The following is a 23,709-nucleotide window of genomic DNA, read 5'->3' as shown; positions in this document are numbered from 1 at the left end:
CTTGTGGCACGAAAATGCTCTGAAATCCGCATGGATAAAGCGGATTGCTGTTCATAATAAAACAAAATAATGACATTGATGAATACTCAAACGATACAAATCGCCCGGCGTCTGTGGGCCTCCATGCACCAGCATCGTCGGCTATTATGGATAACCGCATTGACCATGCTGATTACCGCTTTGACAGAAGCTATGTTCCCGCGGGTTTTCGGCTATCTGCTGGATCACGGGTTTAAGGGGGAAAAAACCAATCTACCGCTCTGGAAAATTCCGGCAGCGATTGTGGGAATTTTCATCCTGCGTGGCTTGTGTACTTTCACCACCAGTTATCTGATGTCATGGATTGCGGCAAGTCAGTTGAACGAGTTGCGAGCGCAGGTGTTTGCCCGCATCCTTAACGTCCCCATTAATTTTTACCACACGGAATCCAGCGGACGCATCATCAACACCATCATGTTTGAAGCGCAGCAAATCGTGGAGATGGTGAAGGTCTCGATTACGACCTTGTTCCGGGATTCGTTTACCGTCGCGGTTCTCTTCGTATATCTGCTGTGGATCAATTGGCGATTGACCCTGGTGACCTTGGTATTGATTCCTGCCATGGCTTTGTTGATACGCAGGGTCAGTAAACGATTACGCAGGCTCAATCGCGATCAGCTCGAGGTCAATGGCGAATTGACGCAGGTCATCGAAGAAACCACGCGCGCCAGCCAGGTGATTCGTATTTTTGGCGGACAAAAATATGAACAGGACAGATTCGATCACAAGAATGAAAAACTGCGCGGCTATGCCATGAAGACCACAGTCGCCGTGGCGACCACCACCCCGGTCACGCAAATATTGGCGGCCTGTGCGGTATCGATCGTGGTGATGCTGGCGGTGATTCAGAATAAGACTTCGGTAGGCAATTTCGTCGAATTTATTATGGCGATGATGCTGTTGTTGGCACCCTTGAAGCGTCTCGCCGATCTGAACGGCCCCATGCAACGCGGCATGGCGGCCGCAGAGTCGGTGTTTTCCATGATCGATGCCGAGCCTGAGCACGATAGCGGCAATCCCTTGTCCGCCAGAGCGCAAGGCAAGCTGGAATTTATCAACGCCAGTTTTAGTTATCCGGGGCAAGAGCAAGTCGCCCTGCAGCAGATCAACCTCAGCATCCAGCCCGGCGAGACGCTGGCGCTGGTCGGTATGTCGGGTGGCGGCAAGACCTCGCTGGTAAATCTGGTGCCGCGTTTTTATCAGGCCAGTGCCGGTGAGATTCTATTGGATGGCATGCCTTTGAATCAGATTTCTCTGGCGAGCTTGCGTGCACAGATCGCCATGGTCAGCCAGAGCGTCGTGCTGTTCGATGATACGGTGGCGGCGAATATTGCGTATGGCGATCCGCAGCCCGATGCTGCCCGTATCGCCGCCGCAGTGACTGCAGCGCATCTGGAAGACGTGGTACGAGAACTGCCGGAAGGCTTGAGCACCATGATCGGCGATAACGGCAGCCGCTTGTCCGGCGGACAGCGCCAGCGTCTGGCGATTGCCAGGGCGATTTATAAAGATGCCCCGATCCTGATACTCGATGAAGCAACGTCGGCGCTGGATTCGGAATCGGAGCGTGCGGTGCAATCGGCTCTCGATGAATTAATGCAAGGCCGAACCACGCTGGTGATTGCGCATCGCTTATCGACCATAGAACGCGCCAGCCGCATTGCCGTGCTGGTGGATGGCATGCTCGGTGAGATCGGCACACATGCCGAGTTATTGGCGAAAGACGGTGTGTACGCCAATCTGTACCGCTTGCAATTCACCGCATCAACATGAGTGTGCCTTCTGCACCTTTTCCCGCTTGCGCGAATGCGCCGCGGATTCTAGTCATTGCACCGAACTGGATCGGCGATGCAGTGATGGCGCAGCCGCTGTTGCGCTTATTGAAGCAGCAGCATCCGGAGCATGCGATTGATGTATTGGCAGCTGCCTGGGTCGCCCCGGTGCTGCGGGCGATGGCAGAAGTCGACACGGTGCTGGAGACCCCATTCAAGCACGGAGCGCTGCAATTGCGCGAGCGCTGGCGCTATGCGCGGCAACTGCGTCAACGCGGCTACGTCGCGGCCTATGTTTTGCCGAACACCTTGAAGTTTGCGCTGATCCCCTGGCTGGCCGGCATTCCCAAGCGTGTCGGGTATAAAGGCGAGAGTCGCTACGTCCTGATCAATCTCATGCATCATGACGATCCTGCAGCGCCCAGAGCGATGGTGCCTTTTTATGCCGCGCTAGCTACAGAACCGGCAACCCAGATAACGATGCCTATTGCGCGACCGTCGCTGTTTGTGAACGAAACGCAAATCGCAGCGACCTTTACGCAACTCGGTTTGTCACTGCTCAAGCCCTTAATTTGTTTTGCGCCGGGCGCAGAATTTGGCAATGCGAAACGCTGGCCGGCCTCGCATTTTGCGCAACTCGCGGATCAGGTAGCGGTAGCGAATCCAGAGACGCAAATCGTCTTGCTAGGCTCGCCGAAAGATAGCGCAGTCTGCGATGAGATTAAGGCTTTGTCGCCATCGGTACATCATTTCGCCGGCAAGACCAGTCTGGATCAGGCCATCGCATTGATCGCCAGAGCCGCTGCGATGGTGAGTAATGATTCCGGCTTGTTGCATATCGCCTCGGCCTTGAATCGTCCGGTGATCGCACTGTATGGCCCTACCGATCCGGAGCATGCACCGCCATTTTCCGATGTCGCGCATTCGCTTTCTTTACACCTGAGTTGCGCGCCATGCAAACAGCGCGAATGTCCTTTAGGTCATCATGACTGCATGCAGAAACTGAGTGCAGAGATGGTCTGGGCGCCTTTACAGGCGATCCTGCAGCACCCCGTGCGTGGCTGAGGTGCGGCGATGTATTGCGAGCGATTTTCTCAAATTTTTTTACTTACGCAGCACGCCGATCGACCAGCACTTTGGCGGGGTAAATAGATAGTCCAGCAAACGGAGCGAGGGCATTTGCGCGCACCGATAAACAAGCATCGGCAACAGAATGCCGGCAAGACAGGCCAGCAAGAGCTGCGTCGCCACATCATCGATGTGCATTATTTTACTGAGAATAATTCTGGTGCCGCTTGCCGCCAGGATGTGCATCAGATAAATGGGCAGGGAATATTGCCCGATGACGCCCAGCCAGTGAGTGAAGCGCATGCGGCTTAGCCACATCGACATGCTGGTGACCAGGATAATTCCCGAGCACGACAAGCTGATGAGCAGCAAACTATGGTCGGTGTAAATTAAGTGCAATGTTCTATGGAACAAAGTCTGCAAAGCAATGAAGATGCTCAAGCTTGCCAGTACGTAGAGAGCGGGGCGCGCCTCTATTTGCTTGAGCAGGCTGGGGACGCTGATGCCGAGTACGAAAAAGATAAAATAATTCGCCAGATAGTCAAACGGGAACGGTAAAGCAAGATATAAGTGCAGCACCCAGAAAGCCGCAGCAGATAAGATAATCATGCCGTGCCGGCGCGCCTGATGCTGACGATACACCAGCACTGCGAGTCCAAAAATCAGGAACAACACATATAAAAACCAGAAGTGCGCGCGCGGCATCCAGAGTAATGCCAGCACCTCGCCGACGCTGGTTTTTGCATTCGTATACGCAGATAAAGATACTTCGATAAAACCCTGTAACAGCGACCAGATCAGATACGGATAAACAATCGTAGCGACTTTGCCGCGCATCAGCTTGCCAGCGCCGTATTTGTCTAGCGACGCCAGGAAAAACAAGCCGGACAGGAAAAAAAACAAGGACATGTGAAAGCTATAGATCACGCTGTCGATCAGCATATAGCTGGCTTTATCCAATGGCAGCCCGGCATTTCGCAGGCCGCGTGCGACATGCGCATAGACCACCAGCATGATGCCGATGCCCCTCGCATAATCAACCCAGATGTGTCTGTCGTTCATCACCTTTTTCATCGCTTTTGCATCGACTTCGGTTGACCGTACATCATTGCAATTTACATCAAGATAATGTCGTACTGCTCTTGGTGGAAGACATTCTCGACTTGCAGTGAAATCGGTTTGCCGATGAAATCGCCTAACATGGCCAGATGCTGGGATTCTTCTTCAAGAAACATATCGACGACCACTTGCGATGCCATGATGCGGAATTCTTTAGGATTGAATTGCTTGGCTTCGCGCAGCAGTTCGCGCAGGATTTCGTAGCAAATGGTGCGGGCAGTTTTTACCTGGCCTTTGCCGCTGCAAGCAGGGCAGGGCTCGCACAAGATATGCGCCAGGGATTCCCTGGTGCGTTTGCGCGTGACTTCGACCAGGCCTAGGGCCGAGAAATTCGAGATCGACAGCTTGGTGCGGTCGCGTGACAAGGCCTTGTTCAGTTCCGCCAGGACCGCGGCCTTATGCTCTTCATTCTCCATATCGATGATATCGAGGATGATGATGCCGCCCAGATTGCGCAGGCGCAGCTGGCGGGCGATGGCGTGTGCCGCTTCCAGATTGGTTTTGAAGATGGTGTCGTCGAAATTGCGTCCGGCGACGAAGCTGCCGGTATTCACGTCGATCGTTGTCATGGCCTCGGTCTGATCGACGATCAGGTAGCCGCCGGATTTCAGATCGACCCGGCGTCCCAGCGCACGCTCGATTTCTTCTTCGACGCCGTAGAGATCGAACAGCGGACGTTCACCTGTGTAGTGCTGGAGTTTCGGTAGTACCGAGGGTGTATAGGTAGCGCCAAAATCGACCAGCATCTGATAATTTTCACGCGAATCAACCTGGATGCTTGCGGTTTCTTCATTCACGAAATCGCGCAGTACGCGTTGCGCCAGATTCAGGTCCTGGTAGAGCAGGGTGGTGGGCGGCTGGGTCTTCGCCATCTGGGTAATATTCGCCCATGTACGGCGCAGGTATTCGACGTCGGATTTGAGATCTTCGTCGGATGCATCTTCTGCCATGGTCCTGACGATGAAGCCACCTCTTTCATCCGGCTGCTGCAGGCTCAGGACTTTGGCGCGCAACGCTTCCCGCTCGGCTTCATTCTCGATGCGTTGCGAAATCCCGATATGGGAATCTTGCGGCAGGTAGACCAGCATGCGTCCTGCAATCGAAATCTGGGTGGAGAGTCGGGCACCCTTGGTGCCGATAGGATCTTTGATGACCTGTACCGTAACCGATTGACCGTCGAACAAGAGTTTTTCAATCGGCGTCAGGACGTTGCCGCCTTCTTGCGAACGTGCATCCCAGATATCGGCGACATGCAAAAACGCAGCACGCTCCAGGCCGATATCAATAAATGCCGATTGCATGCCAGGCAGTACCCGCACCACTTTGCCGAGATAGACATTGCCGACCAGACCGCGCGACAGGGTGCGCTCGATATGCAGCTCTTGTACTGCACCTTGAAAAATCAAGGCGACCCGGGTTTCCTGCGGGGTGATGTTGATGAGGAGATTTTCGCTCATAGATCAATAAAATACCAATTAGGGGATATGAATACCTGCTTGTCGCAACAGCTGGACCGTCTCAAATAAGGGTAAGCCCATGATGCCAGAATAACTGCCGCTGATGTGGGAAATAAAGCGTGCCGCGCTGCCCTGGATGCCGTATCCGCCGGCTTTGTCATACGGCTCGGCGGATAGACAATAGTCTGAAATCTGCTGTTCCGATAGCGTCGCGAAAGTGACTTCCGAGCGTTGCGTGAGATGCCAGCGGCCGTGCGTGCTGACCACCGCGATGCTGGTCAGCACGGCATGCTGTTGTCCGGACAGCTTAGCCAGCATGGCGCGCGCCTCAGCCTGATCGGATGGTTTACCTAGAATCTGATCGTCGATGACTACGGTGGTATCAGCTGCCAGTACCGGGCGCATTGTCAGTCTGCGATGCTGCATGATGGTCCAGGCGGCTTCGGCTTTTTCCTGGGTGACGCGGCTGACATAATCGAGCGGCAGTTCATTTGGCAGCACCTGTTCGCTGACATCGGGACCGCGTGGCGCTAAATCCCTGAGCAGCAATATTTCAAAGTCGATACCGATCTGGCGCAAGAGTTCACGACGACGCGGGCTCTTGGAAGCGAGATATATTTTATTGTCGGCGATGGGCATGGTGTCTCCTCGGCTTTTTTTATCTGATGGAATCCGGTTATTGTGCGCCAGGATGTCAGGCTGCGCTTAAACCCGATGATACGGATGATTTTGTGTAATCGAATAAGCGCGGTAGAGCTGCTCGGCGAGCAGGACACGAACCATCCCATGCGGCAGCGTCAGGCTGGAAATGCGGATCAGCATATCGGCCCTGGCCTTGAATTCGGCATCCAGCCCATCTGCGCCGCCGATGATAAAAGCCACGTCCCGTCCATCTTGCTGCCAGGCGGTCAATTGCTGCGACAGGGCCACGCTGGTCAGGTCCTTGCCGCGTTCATCTAGTGCAATGATGCGGGCATTCTTGGGCAGTACCGCTTCTATCTTGACGCGCTCCAGCCCCATGACGGTTTCGGCTGTTTTACTGCCGGAGCGCTCGACCGGCTTGATTTCTTTCAGATGAATCCGGCATTCGGGCGGCATGCGCTTGCTGTATTCATTAAAGCCATCTTCAATCCAGGCGGGCATTTTGTGGCCAACGGCAGCGATGATGAGTTGCATACAATCTTGAATAAATAGCTGAGAAAAACCGTAATAAAAAAGGCCTCTGTGTGACACAGAAGCCTATCTTGGACATGTCATATCAAACATGTTTGTGCACGATGAGAACTTGCTTATTCTGCTGTTTTACGACGCGTGGTGGCTTTCTTGTCCGCGGCTTTTTTTGCAGAGGCGACGGCGGTCTTGGTTGCGGCAACTTTGACGCGGGTACCGCTCGGTGTTTTGCTGCTGGTTTTTTTCACGCCAGTGCTGCCTGCGGCTGCGGTTGATTTGCGAACGGGTTTTGCCGGCGCATCGGCACTGGCTGCTTTGGCAGCGCGTGGTTTGCGCGTGGTTTTCTTCGGCTCATCGTCAAGCGTTGTTTGGCTGGCCATCATGTCGTGGGTCACTTCGACGGCTGCAGACTTGGCGCGGCTGGCACGCTTAGGTTTGACATCCTCGTCTTCTGAAGCCGTTGGCAATTTCTTCGTGCCGCGTTTGGCAGCGCCGAATTTGACTTCTTTGTCGCCCCAGATTTCTTCCAGACGATAGTAGGCGCGAATTGCCGGTTGCATGATGTGGACGACCATGTCGCCCAGATCGACCAGCACCCATTCACCGGTACCTTCACCTTCCATGCCGATGACATCGCCGCCATGTTGTTTGACTTTATCGCGGACTGATGCCGCCAGCGCTTTGGTCTGACGATTCGAGGTACCGGAGGCAATCGCCACACGATCGAACAGACTGGTCAGGTGGGTGGTGTCGTAGACCAGGATGTCTTGTGCTTTTACGTCTTCCAGAGCGTCAAAGACCAGTGTTTGTAATTGTTTGATATCCATTATTTTTCGTATATATGATGTTGTTGTAGATAGTCTAGCACCTTGGGAGGCACTAGCGATGTTGTTAGCTGTCCACGCTGCAGATCGTCACGAATCTGTGTGGCGGAAATATCGACGAGGAGATCCTCTGCCAGATAAGTCCGCCCGGCGGGGGTAGTGCGAATTTGTTCCGGTGTTGCCGCTCCTTGCTTGAATTTTTGCAGCACTTGCTGCTGTACTTGCTGTGCTACTGACATTGCTGTCTGCGGCGAGTTTGTCTGATCCAGTTGGAAGCCGGGTCGTGAGGCCGCGCAGATATGCGCCAGACCAAACAAATCTTGCCATTGGTGCCAGTTAGACAGATTCTGCAACTGGTCGGCACCGATTAAAAAAACGATGGAAGTCTGGTCTCCATACTCTGCCCGCAGCGCGCGCAAGGTATCGATGGTATATGTTGCCTGCTGTTGTTCAGCCCGCTGTATTTCTTGCAGGTCTATCGTCAGCTTGCAATCGAATTGTGCTGCAAACGCCAATTCCAGCATCGCGCATCGTTGCGCTGCGCTGGCGATCAAACCCTTCTTTTGCCATGGGTTCCCAGCCGGTATGATGCGCAACTCTTGCGGGTATAATAAGCTGATAAACCGTTTTGCCAGCGCCAGATGACCGAGATGCACAGGGTCGAAACTGCCGCCCAGTACAACGATACATTGCTGCGCCTGGCTATCTTCGCTGTACGAATCGCGCTGTTCATGCTGAGCCGGCGGATTCGTCTGAGCACTTGTCGCAACGGAATCCGATGGCGAACTCATTTAAACCCATTCCCTGTGCGGCAAGAATTCTGTCGCTAGTGCCGCTTCGGCGCTATGTTCTTCCGGCGCCCAGTCATAACGCCATTTTACTATCGGCGGCATCGACATCAGTATCGATTCTGTGCGACCGCCCGATTGCAGGCCAAATAGCGTACCGCGATCAAACACCAGATTGAACTCGACATAACGACCGCGGCGATATGCCTGAAAGTCTCGCTCGCGTTCACCATAGGACATATCTTTGCGCTTTTCAAGGATCGCACTATACGCCGGTACAAATGCATCGCCGACACTTTGCGTCATCGCAAAGCTGGTCGCAAAATCGAGTTCATTAAAATCATCAAAAAAAATACCGCCAACACCGCGCGCTTCTTTGCGATGCTTGAGATAAAAATATTCGTCGCACCACTTTTTAAAGCGCGGGTGCAAGTCCTGACCAAACGGGCTTAAAGCTTCTTTGCAGCATTGATGAAAATGCCGTGCGTCTTCGACAAAGCCATAATAAGGCGTCAGATCCATGCCGCCGCCAAACCACCAGACATCCGGCTTACCTTCGGCATATGTGATGAAGAAGCGCACATTCATATGCACTGTAGGCGCATACGGATTGCGCGGATGCAGTACCAGCGACACGCCCATGGCTTCCCATTTGCGGCCCGCCAGTTCCGGCCTGTGCGCCGCCGCGGAGGGCGGCAGGTTGTTGCCCATCACGTGCGAAAAATTCACCCCGCCACGTTCGAATACATTGCCTTCTTCAATCACGCGAGAGATCCCGCCGCCGCCTTCCGGTCTGTCCCAGCTATCGGTGATAAAGGCCTTGCCGTCGATGTTTTCCAGCGTGGCGACTATCCTGGATTGCAAGTCTAGCAGATAGGTTTTTACGGCGTGTGAGTCAGTCATGCGTTCTGATTGTCATAAAGTGATTAGTGCTTCTTGTTCATTGCGCGCCAGCCAATATCGCGACGATATTGGGCGCCCTCGAAGTGGATTTTTTCAAGCACTTCGTAGGCATGTTTTTGTGCCAGCTTCACGGTGTCGCCCAGCCCGACCACGCACAACACGCGCCCGCCGGTTGCCGTCAGCGCGCCGTCTTTCAATGCGGTACCGGCATGGAAAGTCACGCAATCGGCGGTCTCGGCCGGAATGCCGGTAATGACGTCGCCTTTGCGCGGTGCATCCGGGTAGCCTGCTGCGGCCATCACGACGCCCATCGCGGTACGGCGATCCCACTCAAGCTCCACTGCGTCGAGCGTGCCGTTGACGGCGTGCTCCATGACATTGACCAGATCGGTTTTCAGACGCGCCATGATAGGTTGGGTCTCGGGATCGCCCATGCGGCAATTGAATTCCAGGGTTTTAGGATTGCCGTTGTCATCGATCATCAGGCCGGCGTACAGGAAGCCGGTGAATACGATACCGTCTTTCGCCATGCCTTGCACGGTAGGTACGATGATTTCGCGCATCACGCGCGCATGCAGTTGCGGCGTCACGATAGGTGCAGGGGAATAGGCGCCCATGCCGCCGGTATTCGGCCCTTCGTCATTATCAAGCAGGCGTTTGTGATCCTGGCTGGTTGCCAGGGGCAAAATGTTTTTGCCATCGACCATGACGATGAAACTCGCTTCTTCGCCCGCCAGGAATTCTTCAATCACGACGCGTGCACCGGCGTCGCCGAGCTTGTTGTCGGACAACATCATATCGACGGCGGCATGCGCTTCTTCCAGCGTCATGGCGACTACCACGCCTTTGCCTGCAGCTAAACCATCGGCCTTGATCACGATCGGCGCGCCTTTTTGCGCGATGTAATCATGTGCAGCGGCCAGATCTGAAAAAGTCTGGTATTCAGCGGTTGGAATCGCATGACGCTGCATGAAGGATTTGGCAAAATCCTTGGAGCTTTCCAATTGTGCTGCTTCTTTGCTCGGGCCAAAAATTTTCAGGCCACGGGCGCGGAACACGTTGACGATACCCGCGGCCAAAGGCACTTCGGGGCCGACCACGGTCAGGCCGATCTGCTCTTTTTCAACGAAATCCGCCAACGCAACTGAATCGGTCAGCGCCACGTTTTTCAGGCGGATATCTTGCGCGGTACCGCCATTGCCGGGAGCGACAAAAATGGTCTGAACGCGTTCCGATTGAGCGAGTTTCCAGGCTAATGCGTGTTCACGGCCACCAGAGCCAACGACGAGAATTTTCATAACAGCTTTCTTTTTTCAATGGCTGATTTGCATTTGCAGCAATTCTGCAAATGCAAGTCAGATTTAATCTTCGATGATGGCGTTGGTGAAGACTTCCTGCACGTCATCCAGATTTTCCAGCGCATCCAGTAATTTTTGCATCTTGATCGCGTCGTCGCCGGTGAACACGGTTTCTGTGCCGGGCTTCATGATGACTTCAGCGACTTCCGGGATGAATCCGGCTTTTTCCAGCGCGTCTTTGATGCCGGACATATCGTAAGGCTGGCACAGCACTTCGATGCCACCTTCGTCGTCGGTAAGGACGTCGTCGGCACCGGTTTCCAATGCGGCTTCCATCAGGGCATCTTCATTGGTGCCGGGGGCAAACAGCATCTGACCGCAATGCGTGAACAAAAACGCGACCGATCCTTCGGTGCCCATATTGCCACCGAATTTGCTGAATGCGTGGCGTACTTCTGCCACGGTACGCACCCGGTTGTCGGTCATGCAGTCAACGATGATCGCTGCGCCGCCGATGCCGTAGCCCTCGTAGCGGATCTCTTCGTAGTTTGCGCCTTCCAGCGTACCGCTACCGCGTTGTATCGCGCGCGTGACGTTTTCTTTCGGCATATTCGCGCCAGCTGCTTTGTCGACCGCCAGGCGCAGACGTGGATTCGAGGCGACATCGTCGCCGCCCATGCGTGCTGCAACTGTAATTTCCTTGATTAAACGAGTCCAGATTTTGCCGCGTTTTGCATCGGTGGCCGCTTTTTTATGCTTGATATTGGCCCATTTACTATGTCCTGCCATGATCGCTCTCTCTTGAATTGGCAATTGCTCACCTAAAGCCAGGCAAATTCCCTTAGCTTCGGTTCTATAATGAAGTCTGCCATTTTAACATAGTGATTTTATTCAAATCCCCTTGGAGAGCGACCAAAACCATGTCAAAACCACTGCTTATCGCAAAAAATCAAGTGCAGGAACTGCATTTGTTGTCAGATTGGGCGAATCGCCACGGTTGCATCACCGGCGCGACCGGCACTGGCAAGACCGTGACATTGCAAGTCATGGCGCAGGCTTTCTCGGACATCGGCGTGCCGGTCTTCATGGCGGACGTCAAGGGCGACCTGTCCGGCATGGCAAACGCAGGCCAGCTTAGTCCTAAAATGCAGCAGCGTTGCGAGCAAATTGGCGTTGATGCGCCAAGCTGGCAGGCTTGTCCCGTGACATTCTGGGATGTGTTCGGCAAACAAGGGCATCCGGTACGCGCCACGATCTCGGATCTGGGGCCGCTGATGCTGGGCCGTATGCTGAACCTGAATGAAACCCAGGAAGGCGTATTACAGCTCGCCTTTAAAATCGCCGATGACAACGGCTTGCTCCTGCTGGACAGCAAAGACCTGCGTGCGATGTTGCAGCATCTGGGTGACAACGCCAGCGAATTCCAGACCGAATACGGCAATATCTCTGCCGCCAGCATCGGTGCGATACAGCGCGGTCTGCTGGCGATTTCCGAGCAGGGCGGCGAGCAATTCTTTGGCGAGCCGATGCTGAATCTCGACGATATGCTGCAAACCGACGCCAGCGGCAAAGGTATAGTGAATATCCTCGCCGCCGACCAGTTGCTGCAATCGCCGCGCCTGTATTCGACTTTCTTGTTGTGGATGCTATCCGAGTTGTATGAGCATTTGCCCGAAGTCGGCGATCTCGATCAGCCTAAGATGGTGTTCTTCTTCGATGAAGCGCATTTGCTGTTCGACGAAGCTCCTAAAGTCTTGCTGCAAAAAATTGAGCAAGTGGTGCGCCTGATCCGTTCCAAAGGTGTCGGCGTGTATTTCGTCACGCAAAATCCGCTCGATATTCCTGACACGGTGCTGGGGCAGCTTGGCAATCGCGTCCAGCATGCCTTACGCGCCTACACACCGCGCGACCAGAAAGCGGTGCAGGCAGCGGCAGAGACTTTCCGTCCGAATCCCGACCTCGATACCGCACAAGTCATCAGCGAACTCGGTGTGGGTGAGGCATTGATTTCCTTTCTCGATGAAAAGGGCCGGCCGAATATCGTCCAGCGCGGTTTCATCTTGCCGCCCGCATCGCAAATCGGACCGATCTCTGCTGAAGAGCGTCAGCAAATGATGGCCAGTTCGATTGTCGCAGGCGTGTATGAAAAAACCATAGATCGCGACTCGGCTTACGAAAAACTCAAAGGCAGAGTCGCCAACAACCATGCGCAGAGTGCGCCGCCAGCCAATAGCTCCGGCGGTCTCGGTGACGGCTGGGGTAATTCCGGCGGCAGTACAGCAAGTAGTCCAGCACCCGAGTCAGTACCGACGATCCCTGCACAAAGACAAGAACAAACACGGGAACAAACCCAGGAACAAGGCGGTATTGGCGATACGCTGAAAAGTGTGTTTGGCAATTTGCTAGGAGGTAGCGGAGGAATCCGCCGTCGCGATAATGTGGCTGAAACCATGGTCAAGTCGGCGGTACGGACGATAGGATCGCAGGTCGGACGGGAGATTATTCGCGGTGTGCTCGGTTCTATTTTGAAGAAAAGATAGAGTCGACGGGACGTAAAACAACACCAAGACGATCATTTAGCGGAGAGATGCAAATAACGCAAAGCAAATCCTGTTTGCTCTGCGCTCTGTGCGTTTCTGCGGTTACCTTATTTTCTTTGTAAGCCGCAATCAGAGTCAATATCTTTTCTCATCATGCCGCATTCAAAATTGCCGCATGAAAACGCAGATGATCGTCGATGAAACTCGTGATGAAGTAGTAGCCATGATCATAGCCTTCATGGCGTCGCAGCGTTAAGGGCTGGTTCGCTGTGTTGCAGGCGGCTTCAAATTCTTGCGGCAATAATTGTTCCGCCAAAAACTTATCCGCCAGACCCTGATCGATCAAAATCCCGTGCGGGAAAGGGGTGCTGGTGTTCGCCATCAAGATCGAGGCGTCGTAATCTAGCCAGGTGCTTTGATCCGGTCCCAGATAGCCGTTGAATGCTTTTTGTCCCCAGGGGCATTTGGTCGGGGCTGCGATCGGTGCGAAGGCAGAGACTGAGCGGTAAATGTCCCGGTTACGCAAGGCTAGCGTCAAAGCCCCATGACCGCCCATGGAGTGGCCAAAGATGCCGGTACGGTCTTCGCGCGCGGCGAAATTCTTGAGTATCTTTTGGCGCAATTCATGCACGACGTAGGAATACATACGGTAATGTTTTTCCCACGGTGCTTGTATTGCATCGAGGTAAAAACCGGCCGCCACACCGAAATCCCAGTGGTCGCCGTCGCCCGCGATATTCGCCCCGCGCGGACTGGTATCCGGCGCGACCAGCATGAGGCCGAGTTGCGCCGCCAGTCGTTGAGCCCCGGCTTTGATCATGAAGGTTTCTTCGCTGCAGGTCAGTCCCGCCAGATAGAACAGGACGGGCACGGCGCGGTCTTTGGCCTGCGGCGGCTGGAATACCGAAAACCGCATCGGCAAGCCAATCTCGCTGGACTCGTGACGATAAAAACCTTGCACGCCGCCGTAGCAGGCGTGTTCGCTGATTATTTCTAAAGCGGCGGCGGTTATTTGAGTTCCCATCGCAGTTACCTCAGAACTCAACAACAGAGCGAATCGATTCGCCGCTCTTCATCAGATCGAAGCCTTCGTTGATGCGTTCCAAAGGCAATTTGTGCGTGATCAGGTCGTCGATATTCAGTTTGCCTTCCATGTACCAGTCGACGATTTTCGGTACATCGGTGCGGCCGCGTGCGCCGCCGAAAGCCGAACCTTTCCAGACACGGCCGGTGACCAGCTGGAACGGACGTGTGCTGATTTCCTGGCCGGCCGCAGCGACGCCGATGATGATCGACTGGCCCCAGCCTTTATGGCAGGATTCCAGCGATTGACGCATGGTGGTAGTGTTGCCTATGCACTCAAAACTATAATCGGCGCCGCCATCGGTCAGGCCGATGATCGCATCAACCACATTGCCGACTTCGTTTGGATTGACGAAGTGGGTCATGCCGAATTTGCGTGCCATTGCTTCACGATTCGGATTGATATCGACGCCGATGATTTTATTCGCGCCGACCATGCGTGCCGCCTGGATCACATTCAGGCCGATACCGCCGAGACCGAACACGACCACATTGGCACCCGCTTCCACTTTGGCGGTGAACAAGACTGCGCCTACGCCCGTCGTCACGCCGCAGCCGATGTAGCAGACCTTGTCGAATGGTGCGTCTTCGCGGATTTTTGCCAGGGCGATCTCGGGTACCACGATGTAATTCGAGAAGGTCGATGTACCCATATAGTGATACAGCGGCTTGCCATCTAAAGAAAAACGACTGGTTGCGTCCGGCATCAGGCCGCGGCCCTGGGTGCTGCGAATCGCCTGACAGAGATTGGTTTTTTGGGACAGGCAGAATTTGCATTCGCGGCATTCCGGTGTGTACAGCGGAATCACATGATCGTCTTTTTTCAAACTCTTGACGCCGGGACCGACATCGACCACGACGCCCGCGCCTTCATGTCCGAGAATCGCCGGGAAGATGCCTTCAGGATCGGCACCGGACAGGGTGTAGTAATCGGTGTGGCAAATGCCGGTGGCTTTGATTTCGACCAGGACTTCGCCGGCTTTCGGGCCGCCTAACTCCACTTCTTCAATCGTCAGAGGTTTGCCGGCTTGCCATGCGACTGCTGCTTTGGTTTTCATGTCTGTCCTTTGCGTATTCGGGTGGGGCGATGTGGATGCCATGCATTAAGTCGTTACCGGCGCGCTGAACGATGTAGTTGTGGTCGTTACGCATTTCTTGATGATGCATGTTGGCGGGTATTATGCCATTTCGGCAAAATTCCATTTTAAATCCAGTAATTCATATACTCCCCTTATTATTTCAAAAAAGATTGTGTTATCCGCTTATGGTAATTAGTTATTGAAAATATACTTAGTGGGAGTATATATATTTTTCTCGCCATCATGGTTTTTCCTAAGCTTATTAACAGGCGCAGCAAACACGCAATACGGATTTGTCCTAAGTACGCAGAATCGGATATGCCCTTACAATATTTGGCATGACTACTCAATCGACTCACCACCGCAGCACCCACGAACGACACCAGTACTTGATCGGCCTGAGCATTGCAATCACCGGCGCCGTTTTATTTTCCACCAAGGCGATTGTCGCTAAACTGATTTATCGTTATCACGTCGATGCGGTGACCTTGATTACGTTTCGTATGCTGTTTTCCCTGCCGGTATTCGCTGCGATAGCGATCTGGCAGGCACATAAGGGCGGGGCGCTGACGGTCGCCGATCGCTGGCGTCTGGTTGGCCTGGGCCTGGTTGGCTATTATTTATCGAGCTTCCTGGATTTTTTAGGTTTGCAATACATTACGGCGGGTCTGGAGCGGCTGATTTTGTTTTTGACGCCATCGTTTGTGTTATTGATTTCGGTATTCTTTTTGCAGCGTAAAGTCAGCCGGATTGAATGGGCGGCATTGGGCGTGTCGTATCTGGGGATCGTGCTGGTGTTTTTACATGATCTGCAATTCGGCGGTGCCGACGTGATGCTGGGGGCGGCATTGGTCTTGGGGGCGGCGATTTCTTATGCCTTGTACCTGATACAGTCGGGACAGCTGGTGATGCGGCTGGGCACCTTGCGCCTGGTGTCGTATGCGATGTGTGTTTCCAGCGTGGCCTGCATAGGGCAGTTCTTCGTATTGCGTCCGACCAGCATGCTGGTGCAGCCTGCTGCGGTGTATTGGCTGTCACTGGTGAATGCGATTTTTTGTACGGTGCTGCCGGTGTTTTTGACGATGATTGCGGTACAGCGTATCGGTGCGCCGACTGCGTCGCAAGCAGGCATGATAGGGCCGGTATCGACTTTGTTTTTGGGCGCGTTTTTTTTAAATGAACCGATTACCGGCTGGCAGTTGGCAGGAACGGTTTTAGTCATAGGCGGTATGTATCTGTTATCGAGAAAGAAGTAGATTTTTCATTCACCTAAATCAATGGAAGAGACCATGACCACATCTACAACAAAAGCAATCCGAATTCAACAAACCGGCGGTCCGGAAGTCATGGAGTTTGTTGATGTGCCGCTGGGGCAACCCGGTTCCGGCGAGGCATTGGTGCGGCATGCCGCTTGTGGTCTGAATTTTATCGACGTGTATTTCCGTACTGGTTTATATCCCCAGCCTTTGCCTGCCGGCCTGGGGATGGAAGCGTCCGGCGTGGTAGAAGCGGTCGGCGACGGGGTGACCCATGTCAAGCCCGGTGACCGCGTCGCGTACGCAGGTCGTCCGAACGGCGCTTATGCTGAGGCGCGCGTGATGCCGGCGGATAACCTGGTGCGACTACCGGACAGCATCGATTTCGAGACCGCGGCAGGCATGATGCTGCAAGGGCTGACGGTGCAGTATTTATTTCACCGGACTTTCCCGCTCAAAGGCGGCGAGACGATTTTATTCCATGCGGCGGCGGGCGGCGTCGGCTTGATTGCCTGTCAATGGGCACGCGCCATCGGCGTTAAAATGATCGGTACCGTCGGTTCAGATGAAAAAGGCGAACTGGCAAAAACCCACGGTTGTACGCATGTGATTAACTACAACAAAGAGAATTTTGTTGAACGCGTCAAAGAAATTACCGAAGGCAAGGGTGTGCCTGTGGTGTACGACTCGATCGGCAAAGATACGTTTACCGGCTCGCTCGATTGTCTGTCGCCGCTGGGCATGATGGTCAGTTTTGGCAGTGCTTCGGGACCGGTTCCGGCGTTTGGCTTGCAAGAACTGGCATCGCGTGGCTCGCTATTTATTACCCGTCCAAGCTTGATGAATTACACTGCGAAGCGCGCCGATCTGGAGCAAATGGCTGCCCATTTATTTGCCATGGTCGAGAGTGGTAAAGTAAGTATTGATATACGACAACGTTACGCCCTGAGTGAGGCAGCGCAGGCGCATCGCGATCTGGAAGCGCGAAAAACAACAGGTTCGTCTATCCTGATTCCATAACGCAATACTTATCCACCATATCGGCCCGCGTCTGTTAACATCCTGAATCTGAGAGATTACTGACGAGATACTATGAGTGCGCCAGAGCAACAAGAGCAGAAAATCCCCCCGCCATCCGACGGCAGTCCTAAATTCGGGCGTTTATTGATGGTGCTGGTGCTAGCTGTGATGTTGATCGTTCTCATTACTTTTGTCTCAGAAGCGATTTACTCGAATTAAATGAGGGTAATTCAAATAAAAACGTAAAAGGTACATTTCCCTCAGTGAATGGTTGCAAAATGCTTGCAATAAAGGTTGAAACCGTTAACGGACCTACGCGATGGACACTATCCCACTTCACAACACAACAAAAAAAAGTGAGTTTTCCAGCTCAAGCAGGCTGCTGATTTTACAAAGCCTGGTGCCGGTTGCGACCAATCGGGTGTCATCCCAGCTTGAGGCATTTTCTACGCGCCTGAGCGAAGCGCTGTTCAAAATCTCCGATCAGACGGTGCGCCCGGAAGAGGCCAGCACCAGCTTCCAGTCGTATCAGTTACTGAAGAGAAATGGCACGAGCTTTTATCGCCTGGTGGCGGGCCAGATCAATGCGGCCCTGGCAAAAGAGGTCAGCACCGTTAATACCCGTAAAAAGTCGAAGAAGGATGAGGAAAAGCAGGATTTTTCCCTGGTGACTTTTGAGGAAATGGAAAGCAAGGTCTTGATGCGCAATCTGTGCCAGGCGTTGGAAGTCAGCAATGCCGAACAATTGGTCGCGCTGAATATACGCATTGGCCATGTGCTGCGCCGCACACCGATCAGCGTATCGCAGAATCCGTTTCGACCGGAAGTATTTGTGCATGCGGTGTATCAGGCCTGGATGGAGTTCGACACCGCGCCAGAATCGCATCATCTGGTGTTGCGCTTGATGCAACCCCAGCTTTTCTTGCAATTGCAGCCGATTCTGACAGAAGTTAACGATGCCCTGATCGCCCGCGGCATCCTGCCTGACATTACCGACTCGTATAAAAAAAATCAGCGAAAAAACGAGACGACACGCTCGGACGATATCGCTGATCGCGACCCGTATTTGCATAACAAGCTCAGGAATATATTTTCCGGCCAGCCCGTGAATGCGGAAGCAACAGGCAAAGATCATACGCTGGAGTGGACCGGTAATCAGAGCAACGCCGGTAATTACGGCGAAAAAGCCGATACCGTCACGATAGACCGGCAGTTCTTTGATTACCTGACCAGCATACAAAGAAATGACAATTTGGGCTCGATCGCCGGCGGTATGAGCGCCTCTCCGCTGCGTCAATTATCGCAGCAGGCACCGACCGATAATCTGACGCATATCGATCAAAATACGATAGAACTGTTGGCGCGGATTTTTGATTTTGTCTTTAACGATCCTAGTATTCCTGCCGATATTAAAGGCTTGATCGGTCAGTTACAGATTCCGACGCTTAAAGTTGCCTTGATGGATAAGGACTTCTTTTTCAAGGACACGCATCCTGCGCGGGTCCTGATCGACACCTTGGCCAAGTCCAGCGTATTGCTGAATACGGACAGCAGTAGCGAGGATCCTCTGTATCAGATGATAGAGGGGATAGTTGAGCGGGTTCAGCAAGAATTTGATCAGCAGATTGATCTGTTCTCCGATGTGGTCTCCGACCTGGAAAACTTCCTTAAGGAAGAAGAGCAAAAGACCGACGAGGCGATAGTTCAGCCGGTGGCAGAGGCGCTCAAGCAAGAGAAGATGCGGCTGGCGCGCGAATTCGCCGAGAACGACGTATCGTTGCGGGTGGAGACGGGCGAAGTTGCGGGTTTCCTGGAAACTTTTTTGCAAGAGCATTGGATACGTATTCTGACGATTGCGCATAGCGTCAAGGATCAAAAGCCGAATGCCTTGGAAAATGCGCTGAAGACCATGGACGACCTGATCTGGAGCCTGAAGCCGAAAAACAGCGCCGAAGAACGCAAGGAGTTAGTCAGCAAATTGCCTGCCATGCTGACCTTGCTGAATGCCTGGTTGAATGCGATTAAATGGGATGAGCCGGACCGGGTTATTTTCTTCTCCAAACTCGCCGAGCGCCACGCTGCGATTGCACGCGCACCGCTGGAATTCTCGCCGCGCCGGCAATTAGAAATCGCCGTGAATATCGCCCAACGCGCGAGCGAACGGCGCCTGAACCGGCATGTGCAGGACCAGATAGATCAGCCCGAAGATGAATGGACGCTGATGCTGGAAACCCTGGCGCGTGGCGTCTGGATTGATTTTGCACGCAACAATGATTCTACGGCGCGCTTTAAGCTCGCCTGGGTCAGCCCTAAACGCACCCGCTATATTTTTACGAACCGTCAAGGACATGATTCGTTTTCGATTTCCAGCGAAGAACTGGCGAATAAATTCCGTACAGGAGAGGCAGTGCAGATTCTTGCCGATTCAGTGGTCGATCGCGCCTTGCTGGAAGCATTGAGGGATCCGCCAGCCTGATGCTTTATTCTTGGGTATGGTCAATAAAAAGCGACTCGATTTTTGAGTCGCTTTTTTACTGACAATTTACTTTTCCAGGGGCAGTTCAACATCGACTGTTGTGCCGCTGGTGCCGGGGAAATTCAAAAAGGCGCTGTCCATCAGGTAATGCATATACGTATGGATTTCAGGGTTTAATTGCTCCGTGCTGGCTTTGATTTCAGTGAGTTTTTTACCGCTGGCTTTGTCTGCGATAGTGACTTCCAGCTGATGCAGAAAATAGCGCCGCACACTGATGTCCGATAAGAACATGCTGTCTGGCGCAATGCTGTAATACGGGTAGTAAAAGTATGGGCGGCGATAAAAATAACTGTGAGGCAGCCAACCCCGGTTGAAATGCAAACGCCAGAATGGATCATATAGCGCCAAATTCCAGGGCGATGACAATTGGATTTCGCTCAGGTTGCTGGCGTAGTGCATGCTTACTGAGAGCGCAGCATGCGCTTGATTCGCGGTATCCGCTTCAAGCAGGCCAATACCTTTCAGCTTTTCGCGCAATAGCAATTCGTAGGCCTTGAATTCGGGGCTGTTTTGTTGTTGCTCGGATTTGTCCACGACAAAGCTCTTATTTTTCAACTCCGCCGGCCATTCGTGAAACACGCTGACGCGGCTACCGACCGTCGTCGCGCATCCACTGAGTAATAGTCCGTAACAGAATAAGAATATTGCATAACAATAACGATGTGTGATTTTCATGGCAAATCTCCTCTCCTTTTTATTGTAGATGATGTGGGGCGGAGTAAGTTCTCTTCGTTACGTTTTGTCACGCCTTTAAACTCCGTTTATCCGCAAAACCACCCGCCCGGCCTTGCATCTTTGCGCGTCTCTGTTCGGCTTCTGCGATCTGCCTTGCCGCACCAGGGCCAGCTAAGGCATTGACGAAAATTTTCGATGCAAATCAAATTCGGTAGCAGTAGGTGCCAAACAATCGGTTTATTCTGAATTTTTACCGAATTTTCTATGGTAATGCGCAAAGCAGGTGAAGACTTACTGTACAGCTTGGTAAAATAGTAGCCTTTGCCCTATGTTGAATAGTGCTCCCTTTTTCGCTTTTATTTTTACAAGGCATTCGAACTCATGCGCACAGACACTGCTGATACACCTGTCACTATCTTCCGCAAAGATTACATCGCTCCGGGTTATTGGGTAGATACCGTTGAAATGGGTTTTGATCTCGACCCGGATGCCACGCATGTCGCCACCAGAATGGTGATGCGGCGCAATCACGAGAGTAGCGAAAAAGAGATCGTGCTGTTCGGGGAGTCACTGAAGTTGCTGCAACTGCGCATGAACGGTGTCAACCTGAAAAAATCCGCCTACAAAATCGAAGGCGAGATATTGCGCATTGCGAATGCGCCCGATCAGGTAACGCTGGAGATTGAAACGCTGATCAAGCCGGTCAAGAATACCTCCTTATCCGGTTTGTACACCTCGAATCACAATTTCATCACCCAATGCGAAGCCGAAGGTTTTCGTAAGATCACCTGGTTCCCGGATCGCCCCGATGTCATGGCGAAATACACCGTGATGCTGCGCGCCGACAAAAAGAAATACCCAGTCTTGCTGTCCAACGGCAATCTGATTGAAGAGGGGGATCTGGGCGACGGCCGCCACTACGCGAAGTGGGAAGACCCTTTCAAGAAACCATCGTATCTGTTCGCCCTGGTTGCTGGCAAACTGGTTTGTCAGGAAGAAAAATTCAAGCTCAAATCCGGCCGTAAAGCCTTGTTGCAAGTCTGGGTCGAGGACGGCAATCTGGACAAAACCCAGCATGCCATGGACTCCCTGAAAAACAGCATACGCTGGGATGAAGAGCGCTTTGGCCTGGAGCTGGATCTGGATCGCTTCATGATCGTCGCGACCGGCGATTTCAATATGGGCGCGATGGAAAACAAGGGCTTGAATATTTTCAATACCAAGTTTGTCTTAGCGAATCCGCGCATTGCTACCGACGTCGATTACGCCGGCATTGAATCGGTGGTCGGCCACGAATATTTTCATAACTGGACCGGTAATCGCGTGACTTGCCGCGACTGGTTTCAGCTATCTTTGAAAGAAGGTTTGACGGTATTCCGCGACCAGGAATTCTCTGCCGATCTGGTCGGTACGGCTACCGGCCGCGCGGTAAAGCGTATTGAAGATGTGCGCTTGCTGCGTCAAGTCCAGTTCTCCGAAGACGCAGGCCCGATGGCGCATCCGGTGCGGCCAGATTCTTTTGTAGAAATCAATAATTTTTATACCGTTACGATTTATGAAAAAGGCGCAGAAGTCGTGCGCATGTATTACACCTTGCTGGGGCATGAGGGCTTCCGTAAAGGGATGGATTTATATTTTGAACGTCACGATGGACAAGCGGTGGAATGCGATGATTTCCGCGCCGCGATGGCCGATTCATCCGGCCGTGATCTGACGCAATTCGAGCGTTGGTACAGCCAGTCCGGTACGCCGCGGGTCAAGGTCGAAAGCAAGTTTGATGCAGAGGCCAAGACGTATGAAATTACCTTGACGCAATCAAGCCTGCCTACTGCCGGTCAGGCGAAAAAACTCCCTTTCCATATTCCCGTCGCTGTCGGCTTGCTGGATAAGTCCGGTCAGGATTTGCCTTTGGTGCTGGACGGCGCAATGCCAACCGACGGTGCAGCTACGACCTTGGTATTGGAGTTGACCAAGCCGAGCCAGAGCTTCCGCTTCACTGGTATTGCCGAGCAACCGACGCCATCGATCTTGCGCAATTTCTCCGCGCCGGTCGTTCTGGAAATCAATTACAGCGATGAACAACTCGGCCACTTGCTGGCACACGACAGCGATCCATTCAATCGCTGGGAAGCAGGGCAGCGTCTGGCGACGCGTCGCCTGGTTAAACTGACCAAAGCGGTGCAACAATCCGAACCCCTGGAATTGGATGCGATGTTCGTGAATGCCTTGCGTAAAACCTTGAACGACAAAACGCTGGATCCGGCTTTCCGCGAACTGGTACTGACCCTGCCTTCGGAAGCGATGATTGCCGAAGAATTTAGCGTAGTCGATCCGCAAGCCATCCATGAGGCCAGAAAGTTCATGCGCGCTAGCCTGACGCAACATCTGAAAGCCGATTTCCTGACCGCCTACGAAGAGAATCTGACGCCGGGTAAATACAGCCCGGACGCGGTATCTGCGGCCAAACGCGGACTCAAGAATTTGTCGCTGTCCTACCTGTTGGAATGGCCGGACGACGCGACTTTTGATCTGGCCAGGACCCAGTTCGCCGAAGCGGAAAACATGACCGATCGTTTGGCAGCCTTGACTGCGCTGACGAATTTTTCGGGTTCCGCCAAAAACACCAAAGCCGCTGCACAGGCGCTGCATCAGTTTTATAAAGACTTCAAAAAAGAAGCGCTGGTCATCGATAAATGGTTCATGCTGCAAGGCACTGCACGCACTACCGATGTCGCCAAAGTACGTGAATTGATGAAGCATCCGGCTTTTACCCTGAGCAATCCTAACCGTGCGCGCAGCCTGGTGTTCAGCTTCTGCAACGCCAATCCAGCGCGCTTCCACGCGACGGACGGCAGCGGTTACGTCTTGTGGGCGGAGCTGGTGATTGCCTTGAACAAGATCAATCCGCAAGTGGCCGCCCGTCTGGCGCGCAGCATGGATCGATGGAAAAAATATCCAAAGAATTTACAAGCCCATATGAAAGTCGCGCTGCAAAAAGTCGCCGATACCAAAAATCTGTCCAAAGATGTATTGGAAGTGGTCAGCAAGGCTTTAGCTTCTTAATATTGATGAACCACCCCGG

At 53.2% G+C, this 23,709-nt stretch carries 20 protein-coding genes; 8 read left to right on the top strand and 12 right to left on the bottom strand.

Annotation, left to right across the window (positions count from 1 at the left end):
- Positions 1–78 precede the first annotated feature (78 nt).
- Together msbA and waaF are read left to right on the top strand one after the other, a co-directional pair.
- On the top strand, positions 79–1,812 hold the full coding sequence (gene msbA / locus LPB67_RS18595) for a lipid A export permease/ATP-binding protein MsbA (RefSeq protein ID WP_262838817.1): 1,734 nt from the start codon (positions 79–81) through the stop codon (positions 1,810–1,812).
- Positions 1,809–2,876, top strand: a complete 1,068-nt coding sequence (gene waaF, locus LPB67_RS18590) for a lipopolysaccharide heptosyltransferase II (protein ID WP_262838816.1) — start codon at positions 1,809–1,811, stop codon at positions 2,874–2,876. Before msbA ends, waaF begins: the two co-directional genes overlap by 4 nt.
- Before the next feature lie 39 nt (positions 2,877–2,915).
- Here the strand turns inward: waaF and LPB67_RS18585 are convergent, their stop codons facing one another.
- The 9 genes from LPB67_RS18585 to LPB67_RS18545 all read right to left on the bottom strand — a co-directional run bounded on the left by LPB67_RS18585 (position 2,916) and on the right by LPB67_RS18545 (position 11,227).
- The gene (locus LPB67_RS18585; RefSeq protein WP_262838815.1) at positions 2,916–3,941 is read right to left on the bottom strand and encodes an acyltransferase family protein; all 1,026 of its coding nucleotides are present in this window, start codon (positions 3,939–3,941) and stop codon (positions 2,916–2,918) included.
- Between the two features lie 53 nt (positions 3,942–3,994).
- Entirely contained in the window at positions 3,995–5,455 is a 1,461-nt protein-coding gene (gene rng / locus LPB67_RS18580) for a ribonuclease G (protein ID WP_262838814.1), read from the bottom strand.
- Positions 5,456–5,473: 18 nt separating this feature from the next.
- Complete coding sequence (locus LPB67_RS18575) at positions 5,474–6,094, bottom strand: Maf family protein (protein WP_262838812.1); 621 nt, start codon at positions 6,092–6,094, stop codon at positions 5,474–5,476.
- A gap of 66 nt (positions 6,095–6,160) precedes the next feature.
- Positions 6,161–6,631: a 23S rRNA (pseudouridine(1915)-N(3))-methyltransferase RlmH gene (rlmH, locus tag LPB67_RS18570; RefSeq protein WP_262838810.1), complete on the bottom strand. Its 471-nt coding sequence runs from the start codon at positions 6,629–6,631 to the stop codon at positions 6,161–6,163.
- 113 nt (positions 6,632–6,744) lie between these two features.
- Positions 6,745–7,452: a ribosome silencing factor gene (rsfS, locus tag LPB67_RS18565; protein WP_262838806.1), complete on the bottom strand. Its 708-nt coding sequence runs from the start codon at positions 7,450–7,452 to the stop codon at positions 6,745–6,747.
- The gene (gene nadD / locus LPB67_RS18560; protein ID WP_262838805.1) at positions 7,452–8,240 is read right to left on the bottom strand and encodes a nicotinate-nucleotide adenylyltransferase; all 789 of its coding nucleotides are present in this window, start codon (positions 8,238–8,240) and stop codon (positions 7,452–7,454) included. The genes rsfS and nadD overlap by 1 nt, the downstream gene beginning before the upstream one ends.
- Positions 8,241–9,140, bottom strand: a complete 900-nt coding sequence (gene hemF, locus LPB67_RS18555) for an oxygen-dependent coproporphyrinogen oxidase (RefSeq protein ID WP_262838804.1) — start codon at positions 9,138–9,140, stop codon at positions 8,241–8,243.
- A 23-nt stretch (positions 9,141–9,163) separates the two neighbouring features.
- Positions 9,164–10,438: a phosphoribosylamine--glycine ligase gene (gene purD, locus LPB67_RS18550; RefSeq protein ID WP_262838803.1), complete on the bottom strand. Its 1,275-nt coding sequence runs from the start codon at positions 10,436–10,438 to the stop codon at positions 9,164–9,166.
- Positions 10,439–10,501: 63 nt separating this feature from the next.
- Positions 10,502–11,227, bottom strand: coding sequence for a YebC/PmpR family DNA-binding transcriptional regulator (locus LPB67_RS18545; RefSeq protein WP_262838802.1), 726 nt, complete (start codon positions 11,225–11,227; stop codon positions 10,502–10,504).
- Between the two features lie 131 nt (positions 11,228–11,358).
- Between LPB67_RS18545 and LPB67_RS18540 the strand changes: the two genes are divergently transcribed.
- The gene (locus tag LPB67_RS18540) at positions 11,359–12,978 is read left to right on the top strand and encodes a helicase HerA-like C-terminal domain-containing protein (RefSeq protein ID WP_262838801.1); all 1,620 of its coding nucleotides are present in this window, start codon (positions 11,359–11,361) and stop codon (positions 12,976–12,978) included.
- A 151-nt stretch (positions 12,979–13,129) separates the two neighbouring features.
- Here the strand turns inward: LPB67_RS18540 and fghA are convergent, their stop codons facing one another.
- Positions 13,130–14,002, bottom strand: a complete 873-nt coding sequence (gene fghA, locus LPB67_RS18535; RefSeq protein WP_262838800.1) for an S-formylglutathione hydrolase — start codon at positions 14,000–14,002, stop codon at positions 13,130–13,132.
- A 10-nt stretch (positions 14,003–14,012) separates the two neighbouring features.
- Entirely contained in the window at positions 14,013–15,119 is a 1,107-nt protein-coding gene (locus LPB67_RS18530; RefSeq protein ID WP_262838799.1) for an S-(hydroxymethyl)glutathione dehydrogenase/class III alcohol dehydrogenase, read from the bottom strand.
- Between the two features lie 359 nt (positions 15,120–15,478).
- Between LPB67_RS18530 and LPB67_RS18525 the strand changes: the two genes are divergently transcribed.
- The 4 genes from LPB67_RS18525 to LPB67_RS18510 all read left to right on the top strand — a co-directional run bounded on the left by LPB67_RS18525 (position 15,479) and on the right by LPB67_RS18510 (position 19,892).
- Positions 15,479–16,396, top strand: a complete 918-nt coding sequence (locus LPB67_RS18525) for a DMT family transporter (protein WP_262838798.1) — start codon at positions 15,479–15,481, stop codon at positions 16,394–16,396.
- A 33-nt stretch (positions 16,397–16,429) separates the two neighbouring features.
- Positions 16,430–17,416, top strand: a complete 987-nt coding sequence (locus tag LPB67_RS18520; protein ID WP_262838797.1) for a quinone oxidoreductase family protein — start codon at positions 16,430–16,432, stop codon at positions 17,414–17,416.
- 72 nt (positions 17,417–17,488) lie between these two features.
- Positions 17,489–17,635, top strand: a complete 147-nt coding sequence (locus LPB67_RS18515; protein WP_262838795.1) for a hypothetical protein — start codon at positions 17,489–17,491, stop codon at positions 17,633–17,635.
- Between the two features lie 100 nt (positions 17,636–17,735).
- Positions 17,736–19,892, top strand: coding sequence for a DUF1631 domain-containing protein (locus LPB67_RS18510; protein ID WP_262838794.1), 2,157 nt, complete (start codon positions 17,736–17,738; stop codon positions 19,890–19,892).
- 66 nt (positions 19,893–19,958) lie between these two features.
- On the opposite strand, the gene LPB67_RS18505 is transcribed toward LPB67_RS18510, so the two are convergent.
- Positions 19,959–20,627: a DUF4136 domain-containing protein gene (locus LPB67_RS18505; RefSeq protein ID WP_262838793.1), complete on the bottom strand. Its 669-nt coding sequence runs from the start codon at positions 20,625–20,627 to the stop codon at positions 19,959–19,961.
- Between the two features lie 381 nt (positions 20,628–21,008).
- Between LPB67_RS18505 and pepN the strand changes: the two genes are divergently transcribed.
- Complete coding sequence (pepN, locus tag LPB67_RS18500; RefSeq protein ID WP_262838792.1) at positions 21,009–23,690, top strand: aminopeptidase N; 2,682 nt, start codon at positions 21,009–21,011, stop codon at positions 23,688–23,690.
- The last annotated feature ends 19 nt before the right edge of the window (positions 23,691–23,709 follow it).

Origin of the sequence: Undibacterium sp. Jales W-56 (assembly GCF_025548535.1) — a bacterium.
In the GTDB taxonomy this organism is placed as follows: domain Bacteria; phylum Pseudomonadota; class Gammaproteobacteria; order Burkholderiales; family Burkholderiaceae_D; genus Undibacterium.
This window is presented reverse-complemented; position numbering and strand designations above follow the sequence as displayed.